The 17,145-nt window shown below is 36.8% G+C and carries 14 protein-coding genes; 1 reads left to right on the top strand and 13 read right to left on the bottom strand.

Going from position 1 to position 17,145, the window contains the following annotated elements; translation table 11 throughout:
- Positions 1 to 150 (top strand): TIGR03943 family putative permease subunit (locus tag B7697_RS03910; RefSeq protein ID WP_474104082.1); only part of this gene is annotated, 150 nt, incomplete at its 5' end.
- A gap of 125 nt (positions 151 to 275) precedes the next feature.
- Here the strand turns inward: B7697_RS03910 and B7697_RS03905 are convergent.
- From B7697_RS03905 to rnc, 13 genes are all read right to left on the bottom strand, one after another.
- Complete coding sequence (locus B7697_RS03905; RefSeq protein ID WP_084950448.1) at positions 276 to 1,328, bottom strand: hypothetical protein; 1,053 nt, start codon at positions 1,326 to 1,328, stop codon at positions 276 to 278.
- Between the two features lie 8 nt (positions 1,329 to 1,336).
- A complete protein-coding gene (locus B7697_RS03900) occupies positions 1,337 to 2,113 on the bottom strand; it encodes a nucleotidyltransferase domain-containing protein (RefSeq protein WP_061589782.1) in 777 nt (258 codons plus the stop codon).
- 19 nt (positions 2,114 to 2,132) lie between these two features.
- Positions 2,133 to 5,483 carry a DEAD/DEAH box helicase family protein gene (locus tag B7697_RS03895; protein WP_061589783.1) on the bottom strand — a complete coding sequence of 1,117 codons (3,351 nt, stop codon included), beginning with the start codon at positions 5,481 to 5,483 and terminating at the stop codon, positions 2,133 to 2,135.
- Between the two features lie 28 nt (positions 5,484 to 5,511).
- Positions 5,512 to 6,585, bottom strand: a complete 1,074-nt coding sequence (locus tag B7697_RS03890) for a restriction endonuclease subunit S (RefSeq protein WP_239822289.1) — start codon at positions 6,583 to 6,585, stop codon at positions 5,512 to 5,514.
- 33 nt (positions 6,586 to 6,618) lie between these two features.
- Entirely contained in the window at positions 6,619 to 7,584 is a 966-nt protein-coding gene (xerA, locus tag B7697_RS03885) for a site-specific tyrosine recombinase/integron integrase (protein ID WP_084950446.1), read from the bottom strand.
- 121 nt (positions 7,585 to 7,705) lie between these two features.
- A complete protein-coding gene (locus B7697_RS03880; protein ID WP_084950445.1) occupies positions 7,706 to 8,119 on the bottom strand; it encodes a type II toxin-antitoxin system death-on-curing family toxin in 414 nt (137 codons plus the stop codon).
- Positions 8,116 to 8,352, bottom strand: coding sequence for an AbrB/MazE/SpoVT family DNA-binding domain-containing protein (locus B7697_RS03875; protein WP_045611797.1), 237 nt, complete (start codon positions 8,350 to 8,352; stop codon positions 8,116 to 8,118). The genes B7697_RS03880 and B7697_RS03875 overlap by 4 nt, the downstream gene beginning before the upstream one ends.
- Positions 8,353 to 8,411: 59 nt before the next feature.
- Entirely contained in the window at positions 8,412 to 9,563 is a 1,152-nt protein-coding gene (locus tag B7697_RS03870) for a restriction endonuclease subunit S (protein WP_158086284.1), read from the bottom strand.
- A complete protein-coding gene (locus tag B7697_RS03865; protein WP_084950443.1) occupies positions 9,560 to 10,102 on the bottom strand; it encodes a restriction endonuclease subunit S in 543 nt (180 codons plus the stop codon). Before B7697_RS03865 ends, B7697_RS03870 begins: the two co-directional genes overlap by 4 nt.
- Positions 10,103 to 10,114: 12 nt before the next feature.
- Positions 10,115 to 11,608 carry a type I restriction-modification system subunit M gene (locus B7697_RS03860; protein WP_084950442.1) on the bottom strand — a complete coding sequence of 498 codons (1,494 nt, stop codon included), beginning with the start codon at positions 11,606 to 11,608 and terminating at the stop codon, positions 10,115 to 10,117.
- A 146-nt stretch (positions 11,609 to 11,754) separates the two neighbouring features.
- Positions 11,755 to 12,681, bottom strand: a complete 927-nt coding sequence (locus B7697_RS03855) for a bifunctional riboflavin kinase/FAD synthetase (RefSeq protein WP_084950440.1) — start codon at positions 12,679 to 12,681, stop codon at positions 11,755 to 11,757.
- A 143-nt stretch (positions 12,682 to 12,824) separates the two neighbouring features.
- Positions 12,825 to 16,364, bottom strand: coding sequence for a chromosome segregation protein SMC (gene smc, locus B7697_RS03850; RefSeq protein ID WP_084950439.1), 3,540 nt, complete (start codon positions 16,362 to 16,364; stop codon positions 12,825 to 12,827).
- Entirely contained in the window at positions 16,355 to 17,053 is a 699-nt protein-coding gene (rnc, locus tag B7697_RS03845; protein WP_000661487.1) for a ribonuclease III, read from the bottom strand. The genes smc and rnc overlap by 10 nt, the downstream gene beginning before the upstream one ends.
- Between the last annotated feature and the right edge of the window lie 92 nt (positions 17,054 to 17,145).

Genomic DNA, 17,145 nt, shown 5'->3' with positions numbered 1-17,145 from the left:
CAATATGAAAACAACACCTGGATTACGGCTAAAGGAAAACTGGTCAATCACTACCATAAAGAACTCAAACAAAACCTCCCAACATTGGAAATCGATAGCTTTACCAAAGTCGATAAACCAGAAAATCCCTATGTGTATCGCGTGTTTTAAAAAGCAAACTAAATCCATAAAAAACAAAACGAACAAGTTCTCTTCTGAATGACAGAAAAAGAGCCTGTTCGTTTTTTATTAAATAGTCTATAGTAAGATGTCATTTTTGATGTTTTATAACTTTCTCATGTTGTATAAAAATCTATTGACAAATCGCTATCAGACTCGTATTTTTTCCAAGCTAAGCTAAATCCATAATAATCTTCAAATTCAGGGTGCCAGTCATAATAAAGTGGAATACGACTATATTTTCTTGCAACAACTTCGTCTTCAAATTCTGGAGACTCCCCAGCAGTAATACCAAATTGAAGGCCATTTAGTTCCCAGCTATTGCCCCAAACGTTTTCATCCGAGAGAACATCGATCCATCTCGAGGCATCAATATCAAAATCAGCACACAACTCCAGTTCATAGAATCTTCTACAGTTAATCTCTAAAGGCTTTATATAAAGGGCGCTGGCTACTTGGTACTTTTTATCGCTGACTTGAATCTGTGTGATTTTCATTGGAATAGGGACTCCCATTAATTCTAACCAGAAATAGCCTAAGGGAGTTTTGATAACGTAATATGTTTGCTTAGGCACAGGTTTAGAGTTTTTAGAGCAAGCATCAAAAATTCTTCCAAGATTAATTAAATTTCTACAAACGTTTTTCGAAGTGATTGGATCGAAATATGAATACCTACGAATGACACGTTTTAACTTTTGAACAGGAAAAGTAATATCCTTTGGTAGGGCATGATACTTCTGCACAACTAATGCAGTTTTTTCAGTATTTTCCTTTCCTACTGGGACAATAACAGCATGCCCAATATGGATATTTGGGTCATCGCAGATATAAGTATAGCCATTTGCTCCCTCCTGAAACTCAACAACAACGAGATTTAATTCTTGATCCGGATCAAAGAGAGGCTCGACCTTTTCAACTTCTTGGCGTTCATAAAAAGTAAAGCGATCTCCATCTCCGTCTTCGCCAAAAACCATGAAACTACCGCATTTAGGACACTTCCACATATAAAATGACGCCTCTGAAATGTCTTCATAAGAAATTGAATCATTACCATCTTTTTTATTCATGATTTCTACTAACAACTCATCCGAGTATACTGAATAAGCATTTGAATCGGGCGACCTATGGTCGTTCATCGCTTGCCCGCATTTACATGTCCATTTACCCATAAACAACCTCAGTCATGCCCTAATTCTTCAAGAAAAAATTGATTTAGAGCTTTCCAGTCTTTCTTCACCTCGGTAACACTTTGAACGTATGCATCCAGCTCTTTGATGTTTTTGATGATGTAGTACTGGATTGGCATTATCGGATCAATTTCCATACTTTCGGGACCGTTTATCTTAATGTCAAGTAACCTTGATACATGCTCCTGCATTTGAGAAGGAAGTAATTCTTTGACCAAATCATCAAACAAAATCGGTGGAACAGAATGATATTTTTCAATCCAGCGACAAGCCAAAATAGGACGCAGCGCATAGAAATATTTTTTAGGTTTGACCTTGTCTCCTGAAAGATACTTATTCATTTGAGTTCTAGCAGTATTCAAGTAATGGTGGAGCATCTTTTTCTCAGAAAAATACTGACTAACAAGCGGACGGATACGGTCAATAAAGCCTTCGTCTTGCTGGTAAACGATTGGCGACTGTAACCACTCAAAGAGGGTTGGATTTGACTTATAAAGCAACTTTAAAGCCTTGTCCAAATCCCAGCCACTCACATCCCAAGTATCGTCAATTGGTAGTTCGATGACATCTCGATGATCGTTCAAGCTTAGATAAAAATCTTGCTTGTGCTTGTATACGAAACGCACATCAAAATCACTATCGGGAGACTCAAAGCCCCAAGCACGACTACCAGACTCAATAGCCCACAAAACTGTGACATCGAAATCACGCTCAATTTCTGCTAATTTTTCGGGTACCAGAACATTCATTTCTTCTTGCGTTTGCATGGTAGTTCTCTTTCTATATTCAAGCTACTTCTTCAGCTCGATTATTGATTAAGTCAATTGTTTGGACAATATTCCTCAATACTGGTATTTGATGTTGAAATAGTACTTGTACGGATCCATAAGATTTAAACGGTTCTTGTGTCAGCATTGACTTATCCATATAACCATTTTCAACGACATAATCGACAATCAATTTCACAAAAGAAATTTGCTTAGCATTAAGGCTTTCATCTGACAAGAACTTAGAAAACACTTGATTAGTGGCCTCTCTATTCAAACCAATAATCTCCCGCACCAATCTAGGAATAGCCTTGTTCTCATAGTGCTGCTGATAGTCAGTTTTACTTCCTAATTTTTTCCATAATAGAGTTTCTAATGCTAATAAATCTTGAGGAGTCAACTTCTTGTTATGATACAATTTAGAAATTGCTTCCTCATCCAAATGAGCTTTCAAATAATGCTCAACTTTTTCGTTATAGGATCGAAGATCATTTACCTGCAAATAAGGAGTGGTTTCATATACAGTGGAAAGAATTCGATCTTCAAAATTGACATAATATACTTTTCGGTTCGTTTTATCTAAGAATTGCAATAAATCCCTTAGAGAAAGGCGTATTTTTTCAAGTTCAGACAAGCTTACTTCCTCCCAAAATTCAGGTTCTTGCACTTTCCTGATAATTTCAGCCTGTACAAAGACCTGAGGGATATTGCCAACAGAAGTAAGAGCCTGAGCAGTTTTCATAACTTGAGATATATGAGTCCGTGATGGCTTAGAGGTTAGTTGTCCTACTTGAATTTCTAACATCCATAAATCAAATCGTCTCGCCATTTCATTTTCTTTATCTTCATCAAACATGAGAGGAGATATATGAGTATGAAGATTTTCACATGAAATCGTTGTAAGATTTTGCCAATTTTCTAATTTCTTATAGGTATAAACCATATCTACGACCATACGAACTCTAAAGTCTAACTCATTCAAGCCCTCTACATGACTATGAAGTTCTGAGATGAGTTGCTGACGATACTCTCTTGCAAATGGATCCTCTTGATAGTGAAAGTCTTGCAGTTCACGAATCAAGTCCACCTTGATATTAAACAAACGCTGTGTTAAGGGAACAATATGACGTCCATTTCCTTCTCTCGGATCTGCTTTGAAATATTCAAAGTTGTCACCATAATCAAATACCAAGAAGTTTTCCTTATTCTGATCAGGTCCAAACAAATCTTTACAGAGACGCGTTCCACGACCAATCATCTGCCAAAATTTTGTTTTTGAGCGAACTTTCTTGAAAAAGACTAAATTGACAACCTCTGGGACATCAATACCTGTATCCAGCATGTCAACTGAAATTGCAATTTGAGGATATTTCTCCTTAATTTTAAAATCATCAATCAAGGTCTGATAATGTTTAATACTATAATCAATCACCTGAGCATAGTCGCTCCCCTTTTCAGGATATCGTTTATTAAAAATCTGTCTAATATATTCCGCATGGTGATGATTCTTGGCAAAGATGATAGTTTTTCCAATCTCATCACCCGAAGCCGTCTGAATCCCTCTCGTCATTAGTTCATCTAGAACAATCTCTACTGTACCTTTATTAAAAATAAAGGAATTAAAAGCTCCAGCATCAATGTCTTTTTCTAGACTATCATCTTCAAATTGGCTATCAAAATATTCTTTATCTTCTTGGGATAGATCATCGTAATGAAGCCCATCTGTAGGTAATTCTAACTTTGTTTCAATCGAATGATAGGATACCAAGTAGCCATCCTCAACAGCCTTTTCAAGATCATAAGCATAGGTAGGAACACCATTTTCCAAGTTAAAAAATCCATAAGTGTTTTTATCAAGGTCCTGACGAGGTGTAGCCGTTAAGCCTACGATTCTAGCATCAAAATAATCAAAAATGGTCTTGTATTTTTGATAAATAGAGCGGTGGGACTCGTCAATAATGATAAGATCAAAATGACCAACAGTAAAAGGGCGTTGAATGACTTCTTCCTGATCACTAATAGCTCCAATCATGGTCGGATAAGTAGAAAACACCATACGACTTAATCGTGCTCCAGCTTTATCCTCTAAAAAGTTACAAACCGAAAGATCTGGAAGTAGTTTCCTAAATGAATCATAGGCTTGTTTTACAAGAGATGTTCGGTCAGCTAGAAAGAGAACATTTTTGACCCAATTGTGACGTGATAGGATATCAACAAGAGAGACTGCTGTTCGAGTTTTCCCAGAACCAGTTGCCATTACCAAAAGAGCTTGCCTTCGATTGTTAGAAAAAGCCTCACAAACACTTGCAATCGCATGTTTCTGGTAATATCGTCCAGAGATATCGTCTCTGATTTTACTAGAAATATCCTCAAGTGGTTTTTGCAAATGTCGTCTGTCCATCAATAATTGCAATTCTTCTTGAGAATAGAATCCTGCGACCTGGCGACGATTTACACCATCAAGAATGTAGTGCTTGAGGCCATTTGTAATAAAACAAATCGGTTGATAACCTATTTTTTCCTCTAGCGCATTAGCATATTCCTTAACTTGTACTTCACCGACTTCTGGATTAACTGCAGCCTTTTTGGCTTCAATAATTGCTAAGATCTTTCCATTTTTACCATAAAGTACATAATCACAATAACCTGTTCCCGATCCGTGTTTCAGTCCATTAACAGCGACTTCAACTCGACAATTTTCTTCAAATGTCCAGCCTGCTAAGCGTAAATCAATGTCAATAAAGAGTTTTCTCGTCTCATCCTCAGATAACTGATCGATATGAAAAGAAACCTCTTGCCGTTGAGCAGCAGTTTCACGTTTTTCTGTATAATTTTCTTGAACTTCCAAGGACTGTACAGCCATTTGTTCATGAAAGTCAGGCATAACAGGTAAACTGTCTTGCAGTTCCACCATGGCTTGTGGTGTTTCTCTTTTCTTGACACTCTCTGAAATTGGCAATAACTTCTCGTCAAAAAAACGTTCCACAAACTCGTTACTGTAGCAGTAATCAATAAAATTAACAAACTGATACAAATGATGCAAAGCCAAAATAGCTTCTCGTTCCTTAATCTCGCCGCCATGAGCAGCATGATTACCCCAACGTATCAAGAGAACCATTTGACTATGAAGTTCTGAATCTACGATTTCTCTAAAGTCATCATCCCACACTAATGAAGATAAGGTAGCACGATAAGGGGCTTCTAAATAGGAATCATGACTATAAATCCAATGAACAGCCTGCTCCAAGGCACGGCGAGCCATGAAAGCTGTCGCTACAGTGGATGTCGCAATCATACTTTCAGCTTCTATACAGGGCTTTGAAAAAGATTTATACTCTTCGTTATTTAAAAGAAAATCAAAATTTCCCATTCTTCTCTCACTTTGAATAAATAGATAGCTATATTATACTAGATTTCAAGCTATTTCTCCACAGTTTTATAACTATCTGACAAGCAAATTGTGATTTGTCGACCTGAGCCACAAAGTCTGCGAATTCGTTTTGGAGAGTGAGAGGGGGGAGGGGGAGGGAAATATCTAATAAATCTGATTTGGTTAAGCTAGGTATCGTTACAGCTTTATTTAACTTTTCAAAATTGTATAATTGACAGAAATAAAATAAATATTCTGAGTTTATTTTTTCTAAAGTAGGTTCTAAACCAAACGCTGTATCTACATTCCAAAAGTTTTCTCTTACTAAAATCGGTTTATTTATATTTCCTTTACGTCCAATAATTACCGAATTTTTTTTCACAATCCAATCTTTAGCATATCCTATAATTCCGCCACTTCCATAAATAGGGAATTGTCCGTTTTTATCTTCAACATTCTTTTGATTTTTACCATTTCTTATAGTAAGAATCTCGTTCCATTTGCTAATTTTCCATTCTTTGTCATTAAGAATAACATCACCAAACATCTCGTTAAATCGGGATTTTACAAGGTTTGAGAGTAATTTAGATTGATGCCTTCTTTTTAAAATCTGATTATCTAAATTCTCTAACTTTTGTATAATCATTTCTTGAACATCAATATTTTCATGAAACGTAACTTCAAACTCCGAAAATTGAGTTTTATTGATGATTGGTACAACGGGCGCATTGGAAATAAAATCTAATTTAGATTTATTGTATAGCAATAAATATGCTAAATATTTAGATAAAATTAATTCATTCGGAACAATTGCATTAATTTGTTGATTAAATGATAATTCAGATTCAGAAATCATAACTTTTCCAATTACACCTATACAAGTTACTAATACCGAATTTTGAGGGACTATTCTTGCATTGTTTCGTGCATTCTCAGATATATAATTTTTATTCCCTTTTGATGACGAAATTTCATCTATAGTTTTAAAGTCATCTGGTTTTATAAAAGGGATATCATTGCTATCATAAAATTCTAATATTTTTTTACTAGGTGTATTTCCTGTAATAATTTTTCCAAGTTTATCCAACTTCACTTTCTTCACGCAACCACCTCCTCGAAATATCGGGATTTGCATTTAAGAGATGAATTTCTGATGGGAATGTTTGACATTACTTTGGTTGACCATAGCATAGGCTAAGGTTGTGTCAATTTTGCTGTGACCTAGCAGTTTTTGGACTTGTTCGATAGGCATTCCCTTATCAATTGCCTTTGTTGCTAGTGTTCTTCTAAATTTATGAGGGTGGACCTTTTGTATTCCAAGTTTTTGTCCTAACTTTCTCAATCGAATCTCGACACCGGCAATCCCAAGTCTCTGGGCTTTTCCGACTAGAGTTACAAAAAGAGCAGGATGACTATCTTTTCTATTATTGAGATAGTTTCTTAAATGAATTTTTGTACGAGCATCAAAATACACTGGTCTCTCCTTTTTCCCTTTTCCAAAAACAACACACTCTCTGTTTTCAAAATCAATATCTGAGCGATTCAGTTGTACAAGTTCACCCACGCGCATTCCTGTTGAAGCTAGTAAGTCAATCATTGCCAAATCTCTTAAATTTTCACAGTTATCCCTCATAATTTCCAGATGTTCATCCGTATAAGTTTCTTTCACAGTTTGTTCTGTCTTAATTTTTTTAATCCTTCGAATAGGGTTCTTGATAATGTATTCCTCTTGCTCAAGCCAAGCAAAAAAAGAGGACAATATACGCCGAATATTGTCCAAATTCGCCTTACTACAATCCTTTTCAGACTGATAATTTGCTAGATAACTTCTCAAATCATCTGTTGTCAGTTGTGTCACAGACTCCTTAATATGATGAAACAAATTTTCAATTGTTCTCTGATAATAACGTATTGTTTTTACGCTACAGCCCTCCACCTGCTTAGCAGTTATGAATAGTTGCAACAGATTATTATTCGAATGCTTTTGCTTCTTTTTTCCATCCACTAGATGTCGTTCTAAACTTTCTCGCAATGCTAGTAATTGTTCATTGTTTAAAAGTGGTAACATTTCTTGTATGATAATTGTAACTTTTGATTCCATAAATTCTCACTTTCATTATTACTCATCAATAAAAAGAGACAATATCAGTTTCTGCATTTCAGAATTCTAATATTGTCTGTTCATTTATTTTCTAATACTCATTCAAATCTAACAAACTAGCTTACTTTTCGACCTTTCCTCTGACAGAATGCTGAGAAACCCATTTAGAGTAGCTTATCATTTTTTCATCAGTTAAAGCTTCTACCGCTATAGTCACACACATATCAACCGCTTCTTCAACAGTTACAGAAAAAAGATAGCCATTTAATTGTAGAAATTTGACCAAAACGAAGAAGGCAGTTCGTTTATTAGCATTAGCAAAAACATGCTTCTTTATCAATTGGACAAATAGTATCGTTGCTTTATCAAAAATTGTTGGATAAAGAGGTTTACCAAAAACAAATTGTTCTGGTAAGTTCACAATCATATTTAATGCTGAAGGACTAACTGTTTGAACTTGCTCATTTGGAGAATATCGTTGAATTGCTAAAGCATTGATTTTTTCAATTTGCTTTTCTGTTAGATAGACTGTCATTTTTCCACCAAAGCTTTGAAAACTTCATCATATTCATCAAAAATTGTATCCAGTTTCAAGTCAAAGTCATCATCAGAAACATAAGAAATCTGATGTCCAGACTCTTCGGGAGTAAAGATAATTTCACCACTTGGTAACAATTTCGCTTCGTATTTAACACCACTTGGAATATTAAATTCACTTGGAATGGTAATGGTGATTGAATTTCCTTGTTTTCTTGTTTTTACGACCATCTGATTTCCTCCTTTGAAGTATTATAACAAATAATTACCGTAATTACAATGACAGAATATCAGCCAAAATACTCCTGCATAAGAGATTTCTTCAAAGTTTCAAGTTCTTCTAGTGATTTTTGAATTGCCAATTGTGATTTGTCGACCTGAGCCACAAAGTCCGCGAATTCATTTTGGAGAGAAAGAGGGGGGAGGGGGATTTTTGTCTTCCTAATTTCTCTTAAGTGTAAATTAGGTACACCAACTCCTTTTAGCTTTGATTCAAATTGCCATTTTGTAGCGTCTGAATTAATTGCATATAAAAGATAAGTAGGATTATTTCCATCGTAAAATCGCAAAATAGCTAAACTAACATAAATATCAAAAATCTCATCACAATCCACTAGTGCTGCTATTCCTGTAGTTCCATTTTTAGCAAGTAGAATATCATTTCTTCGCGGCGATATTTTTGAATATAACTCATTATGTAAAGATTCGGTAATATACTTTATATTTTCCCAAGAAATTTTACCAGATGTAACATCTTTAGATGATAAAAATTTAAACCCATTCGTTCTATCATCTGTATATTGTGGAGTTTGATGTGTACCATCCTTTATAAATTCACACAATTCTTCTAAACGGTATATTGGAAATGTTGTATCAAATATATCCCCAAACATCTCGTTAAATCGGGATTTTACAAGGTTTGAGAGTTCTATGAGTTGCTGATTACGTAGAGTAATTATTTGATTTATTTTAGTTAAATTATTACAAATTTCTTGCTGAATGCTATTTTCAACAATAGGGACCTCTATATTTTTTAAGTAAGTTAAATTAATATTATTCTGAGCCACACCTCTACTATCATTTTTTACTCTATTTTTAATAGAAAGAAGGAAAAAATAAAGATATTCTTTTAATACTTTTTCAGATTTTAAATGTAAACCTGCTATAGCCTGATTTGTTGCAGCATCAATATCTAATATAGCTACCTCACCAATAGTAGCAAAAATAGTATACAGTATCGTACCTCTTGAAAATAATTTTGCGGAGGAAAACTGCAACCCTAATTCTGTAATATGTTCTTCAACTTTAGAAATGTATTTTGAGTTTATATCTTTTATTTTTACCCAAGGTATATTACCTTGAACCCAAAATTCTTTCTTATTTCTTGAAGGAGTTCCTCCTGCTTGTACTTCACAAATTTCACCCAATTTCACTTTTTTCATGCAACCACCTCCTCGAAATATCGGGATTTGACGAGCAAGTTTAGCTCTTCTAATTGACATTTTCTTTTAGTAATAAGTTTTTTAATTATATTAAGAATACAGATAATGTTCTCTTGTTCTTCGATACGTAATAATTCTAATTTTAGATCAAGTAATATATTTTTATTTAAATGTGGAATTGTTGCACCTGTTGAATGATACCGTAAATACTGCGATTTACTTTCCAAAAAAACTCCCAAATATTCTGATATAATCTCGTCTTTGTATTGTTCATTCTTTTTTAAGACCATAATAGTACTACCGACAGCTCCCGATAGTCCATAACCAATTGTTCCTGCATTAGCACCATCCCAAGCTATCAGAACATCATCTAGAAATGCTTCAGTCATATTTAAACTTTCAGTAAATTTTAGATTATTGTCATTTCTCAAATCATCTATTTGAATATAACGTTGACTTAGAATCGTTTGTTCATTAAGTATAGTGGCTTTCTTACCTTTTTTGAGAGTTACCACTTCCCCCAACTTCACTTTTTTCATATATTCATCTCCCTACTTGAGTAATTCTTCTAACTCTGCTAAGCCAGCTTGAATTTCTTTTTCTAGATCATTGATTTTCTTTAAAATGACTTCTGTTGGTTCATACTCAACTTTTTCATACTCGATTTCTTTGTATTTATTGATAGATAAATCATAATCATTATCCTTTATCTCATCTACTGGAACAAAGAAAGACTGGTCCGTTCTCTGACGTTCTGCTTCTTTTTCAAGTTGATGGAAACGTTGAATAATATCTGGGATATCATTATCGCTGATAGGCTGACGTTTATCATCTAAACTCAGACCGTCTGCTTTCATATCGTAAAACCAAACCTTATCCGTCCCACCATTTCCAGTCTTAGTGAAGATTAGGATAGCAGTTGAAACCCCTGCATAAGGCTTGAAAACACCACTTGGCATTGAGATTACTGCATCTAACTTATGATTCTCAACAATTTCCTCACGAATTCCTTTATGGGCTTTAGAAGAACCGAAGAGGACACCGTCAGGTACAATAACCGCTGCACGTCCCCCTGGTTTCAAGGTACGCAAGAAAAGGGCAAGGAAAAGCAATTCTGTCTTTTTTGTTTTTACAGTAGCAAGGAGATCATTTGAAGTTGAATCGTAATCAAGTGACCCTTTAAATGGAGGATTTGCTAAAACCAAAGTGTATTTATCTGCTTCTTCATTATCTTGAGATAGTGAGTCGAGATAACTAATTTGTGGATTTTCCACTCCATGCAGCATCATGTTCATTGCACCAAGTCTAAGCATAGTTGTATCCGTATCATTTCCATGAAACATATTGTTATGAAAATGGTTGATATTATCTGGATTGGTTTCCCATTCATCTCTCTTATGCTTTAAGTAACGGCTAGCAGAGACTAAGAAACCAGCAGACCCCATAGCAGGATCTGAGATGATATCTTTGATAGTTGGTTGCATCAACTCAACCATCATATCGATGATGTGCCGAGGTGTACGAAATTGTCCATTTTTACCAGCGGTTGACAATTTTGATAGCAGATATTCATAGATATCGCCAATATCATTAATCCCCTGTGTGTCACTATCAAAGTTTAAATCTGAACCTCTAGTTGGAAATTCATCTAATATAGAAATCACCTTTTGTAGTGTAGCAGGTTTATTTATTTGAAAGATAGCTTCACGCATATAACGTGAAAAAGCTGTATCGTCAGTATCTCCCTTAAGATTTTTAATAAATGGAAAAATCTCCTGAGTCATTAAACGATAGACTTCCTGAGCATCTCCAATGTTTTTAAAGGTCGACCAACGGTATTCAGGTTTGTCTTTTGGAAAAATTCCCTCATAAGGAATCCCTAGAAACTCAGCATCGCTTTCGCGTCCAAGTTCAACACTATCCAAATCCTTCATAAACAGAAGATAAGTCAATTGTTCAATATTTGTTAGAGGATTTGCGTTACCTTCAGTCCAAAGCATTTCCCACAACTGATCAATTTTATTTTTTAATTCACCTGTAATCATATAATCTCTTTTCTTTATTTTTTAAAGTTATTAATATCCCTATTTTAACAGATTTCGAACAAAGCTTCAATTAGGTTTATATCTATAAGAATTTCTTCCAAAAATAAAAAAAGCAAACACAAAATATGGTTCACTTTTTAAAAATTCTACTCTCCATCCTTCCAATTCCGAGCAATTTCTTCATCCTTCTGGAGTTGGTCTACCAGTTCTTCAACGGAATCAAATTTGACCATTTCACGGACACGGTCTAACCAGTAGACAATAACTGTTTCACCGTAAATGTCGTCTGAAAAATCAAAAATATTAACTTCAAAACGTGGCTCTTCTCCATCAAAAGTAACATTTTTCCCGACACTCGCCATTCCACGATATCTTTTACGCTGCACTTCAATATCGACTACGTAAACACCATCTGCTGGCATATAGGTTCGGTCTCGTAAAACTAAGTTTGCTGTTGGATAACCAATAGTCCGTCCACGAGCATTGCCATGAACAACCATTCCACGTGATGGTAGAGGAGTGCCAAGTAAATGACCAGCTTCTCTGACATCTCCATCAAGAATAGCTTGACGAATACGAGTAGAACTAATTTTCCCCTTTTCATCCTCAACGGGCGGAACAATGATGATTTCTCCATCAAAATAGTCTTTCAAATCATCTGCAGTTTTCTTATCAGAACCAAACGTGTAATCAAATCCTGCTACAATAATCGCTGGTTTTAATGCTCTAACATAGGTATCAAAGAACTCTTGACCCGTTAAACTAGCAAATTTACTACTAAAGTCAAGTAAGAAAAGAGCCTCTACTCCATGCCACTTCATCTTATGTTCTCGTTCTTCATGGCTGACAATATGAAGCATTAATTCTGGCTTATAAGGCTGTAATGCAAGCTTAGGGGACTCTGTAAAGGTCATCACGACAACTGGAAGATAATCTTTCATCGAAGCCTTGCTAGCTACTTCAAAAAGCTTCTGATGTCCCTTATGAATACCATCAAAATAGCCTAATACAAGAACTGTTTTATCAGGTACTGCGATATCTTTTTCATTTTTTATAGGTACTGTTGTAATCATGAAACTATTATATCATAGAGAAAGCCTTTTCGCTAAAAGGAAAGCCCAAATGTCGTTTTTTGCCCCTGAACTGACCTTAAAAAATCATTCAAGATGTTAATTTAAAAAAATAGCATCCCCTAAGAGATGCTATCGTTTGGTAACTAGTCTACTGTTTCTTCCAAATCTTTTAACTTCACCGAAACAATTTTTGAGACACCTGATTCTTGCATAGTCACTCCATAGATGGAATCAGCCGCTGCCATGGTTCCCTTACGGTGGGTTACGACGATAAACTGGCTGTCCTTGTCAAAGCGGTTGAGGTAATCCCCAAAACGTTTAACATTGGCTTCGTCAAGCGCAGCCTCTACCTCATCCAAGATGACAAACGGAATAGTCTTGACACGGATAATGGAGAAAAGCAAAGCAAGAGCCGATAGAGCTTTTTCACCACCACTCATGAGGTTGAGTGATTGGATTTTCTTACCTGGTGGTTGAACAGAAATCTCAACCCCAGCTGTCAGCAAGTCTCCCTCAGTCAAAATGAGGTCCGCCTGACCTCCACCAAACATCTGCTTGAAGGTCACTTTAAAGGACTCACGAATAGCTTCAAAGGTTGATTTAAAGCGTTCCTTGACCTCATCATTCATCTCTGTAATGGTTTCAAGCAGCAAGTTTTTCGCTGATAAAATGTCATCACGTTGGCTATTTAGGAAATCCAGACGATTGTGAACTTCTTCGTACTGGTCAATAGCTTCCAAGTTAACAGGACCTAGTGAGCGAATAGCCTTCTCTAAGTCTTTAACCTCTTGCTCTGCCAAATTGAGGTTTTCAAGTTCATGTGCCTTTTCAATAGCTTCTGTATAGCTAATCTGATACTGGTCTGTTAATTGACTTTGTAAATGGCGCAAGCGCTCGCTGACCTTTTCTTTCTTAGCTTCAGCACGTGTTTGCTTGCGAATCCACTCTTCATTCTGCTGGCGAGCCTGATCCAAATGACTAGCAATATCATCCAATTGACCTTCAATATCATCCAACTCAAACTGCTTGCGAATCAATCCTTGTTGGAGGTTTAGTTTCTGATTTTTGGCTTCTTCGGCCTGTTGACTGAGCAATTCTGTATCAACTTTCTCAAGATTGTCAACCTTTTCTTGAAGAAGGCGCTGGATTTCCTCTTGCTCGATATTCAGATTATCCAATTCCTTGCCTAAACGCTCAATATCAGCTACTTCATAACGCTTTTGTCCTTGCAGTTCAGTCTTAAGCAAGCGAGCTTGCGCTACCTCTTCCTGCAAGTTTTGATAACGTTCTTGGATGGCGTTTTTGTTGGACTTAATCTCTTCAATCTCAGCTTCCAGATTTTGCTTGTCACTTGCGATTGTAGCAAGGCGCTCTTGGCATTTTTCCTTATCTGCTTGCCAATCACCCTCGGTAAGACGATTTAATTCCTCTTCTTGAAGTTTCCAAAGAGTTTCTAATTCTTCGACTTGTTGACAAGTCTGCTGATAAGCGAGGGACAAGCCCTGCTCCTGAATACGAGCCTGCTCCCCCTGAGATTTGATGGCCTCTAATCTTTCTGTCAATCTAGCCATCTCATCTTGCAAGGTCTTCAAACTCAACTCTTCTGAACGTAAGCTTGCTTCTTCTTCAGTAATTTCTTTTTGCAATTGTTCCAGCTCTGGCTTGATAAAAATACTGTTATTTTGGCGATTGGCACCACCCGCATAGGAACCTCCTGTACGCAACTCTGTGCCATCCAAAGTGACCATACGAACCTGATAACGAACTTGGTGCGCGGCTGCACGCGCATGTTCTACGGTATCAAAGATAGCTGTCGTAGCTAGCAAATTCTTGAAAATAGCTTCTAACCTATTATCGAAAGTAACCAGCTCATCTGCCATACCAAGGAAACCTGGACTTGCAGCGATAGCATCTTGGTTCTGACTAGAAATCGTACGCGCCTTGATCGTTGTCAAAGGAAGAAAGGTTGCACGACCGGCTCTGTTGCGTTTGAGGAAATCAATAGCCTTAGTCGCCGCATGTTCATCTTCTACGATAATATGTTGGCTACTTGCCCCTAAGGCAATCTCCAGGGCAGTTTGATAATGCACATCAAAGGTCAGGTGCTCACTGACTGCACCAATAATCCCACCAAGGCGGGCTTTTTCTTGGAGAATACTCTTAACACCTGCATAAAAGTTACTATGATTTCTCAGGATATTTTCCAAACTTTGAGCTCTGGCCTGCTTGTTTTTAAGACTGTCCAGACGGTCAAAGAGTTGACTTTGTTGAGCTTGATAGGAAGATTTCTGCTCCTCTTGTTCCTTAGCACAGACTTGATAGTCTGCTAATAATTTTTGAACCTGCTCCTTGGCAGTTTCAAGCTCAGCCTCTTGCTGACTAGCCTTCTCTTTAGCTGATGCCAGCTGTTCTTTCAGCTTTTCTAGTTGATCTGCTTGTTTTTGAGTAAGCTGACGGCTATTTTCCAACTCGTTTTCGATACGGGTCAACTGGTTTGAGACATCCGCTTCTTCTTGTAAAAGCGCCACAAAGCGTTCACGTAATAGCTCAATCATCTGATCAGGATCATCTGAAAAAGCCAGCAACTCAGCTTCTAAACGATTAAGTTTTTGATTATTTTGGACTAGATTTTCTTCTAAGAGAGCTAAAGAGCTTTCCTTATCAGATTTTTCTTTGCTGAGTGAATTTCTCTTATCCTCCAAAGCAGCCAAACGAGCTTGTGCTTCCTGTTGATTCAGAGCTACTTGCTCAGATTCCAGTTTCGATAGGGCTAATTTTCTCTCTAAATCACTAATCAGACTGGTCAAATCCATCAAACTGACTTGGTCTTTGGCCATTTCAGCCTGTAAATCTTGGCGTTGCTTTTTAAGAGTTTGATTTTCTTCTTCTAATTTTTCACGCTTTTGGTAGTAGCTAGTCAAGAGTTCTTGAACCTGAGCCAACTCTTCTTCTGTCAACTCTAGTTCAGCCTTATTTTCCTTGATTTGAGCAACTAAAACATCCAAGTAAATAGCCTTACGTTGACCTTCCAAATCCAGAAACTTACGAGCATTTTCAGCTTGCTTCTCAAGAGGCTTGATTTGATTATCCAACTCGTAGATAATGTCCTCTAAGCGGTCTAAATTATCCTGAGTTTGTTGTAGTTTACTCTCAGTTTCTTTTCGACGAGTCTTGTATTTTAAAACTCCTGCAGCTTCTTCAAAAATAGCTCTGCGTTCTTCAGGCTTGGAGTTGAAAATCTCCTCAACCTTCCCTTGGGAAATGATAGAAAAAGAATCTCGTCCCAAACCTGTATCCAAGAAAAGATCATGAATATCACGCAGACGGACTTTCTTGCCGTCAATCTTGTATTCGCTATCTCCACTACGATAGATATGGCGTTCTACCCTGATTTCTTGGCCTGCATCCTTGATAAATCCGTCATTATTATCCAAAGTCACAACTACAGAAGCATAATTGAGCGGTTTGCGACTTTCTGTTCCAGCAAAGATGACATCTGGCATCTTGCCACCACGGAGACTCTTGACACTAGACTCCCCCAAGGCCCAACGCAGACTTTCTGTAATATTCGACTTTCCTGATCCATTTGGACCCACAACTGCCGTAACCCCTTGGTCAAAGACGACTTTAGTCTTGTCAGCAAAAGACTTGAATCCCTGAATTTCGATTTCCTTTAAATACATGAATCCAGCCCTTTCTCAACGGCATTTTTAGCAGCTTCCTGCTCTGCCAATTTTTTCGAACGACCTTGACCTTGACCAATGCTCTTGCCTTCAACCAGAACTTCTACATCAAAGACCTTATCGTGAGCAGGACCCGTTTCAGAAATCACCTGATAACGAATAGCCACATCTCCATTGACCTGAAGTAACTCTTGGAGATGGGTTTTGTAGTCTGTAATCATCTCAAACTCGCCTGCTTCAACCTTAGGAATCATGACTTGATAGATAAATTCCTTGACCTTGGCCACATCCTTGTCCAAAAGGAGGGCACCAAGAAAGGCTTCAAAGGCATCACCAAGAATGGTATCACGATTGCGTCCACCAGATTTTTCTTCCCCTTTACCAAGTTTGATAAACTGATCAAACTGGCAATCACGCGCAAAACCAGCCAAACTCTCCTCACGGACAATCATGGCACGGAGTTTAGACAAGTCACCCTCAGGTTTTTTAGGATATTTTTTATACAGATATTCTGAAATCAATAACTGTAGAACAGCGTCTCCTAAAAATTCCAAGCGTTCATTGTGTGAAATTTTTAAGAGGCGGTGCTCATTGGCATAACTCGTATGAGTAAAGGCAGTTTCCAGTAAATTTTTGTCTGCAAATTCGATTGCAAAATGGTTTTTAAGTACAGTTTGTAATTCTTTCATACCAACCTCTTTCTAACTGATAACAGTCCTTTTTATTATATCAAAAAAAGCCCCCTGAGTCACTTTAAAATGGGACTGGAAAGCATTTGAGC

Origin of the sequence: Streptococcus mitis (assembly GCF_002096895.1) — a bacterium.
In the GTDB taxonomy this organism is placed as follows: Bacteria; Bacillota; Bacilli; order Lactobacillales; family Streptococcaceae; genus Streptococcus; species Streptococcus mitis_AH.
This window is presented reverse-complemented; position numbering and strand designations above follow the sequence as displayed.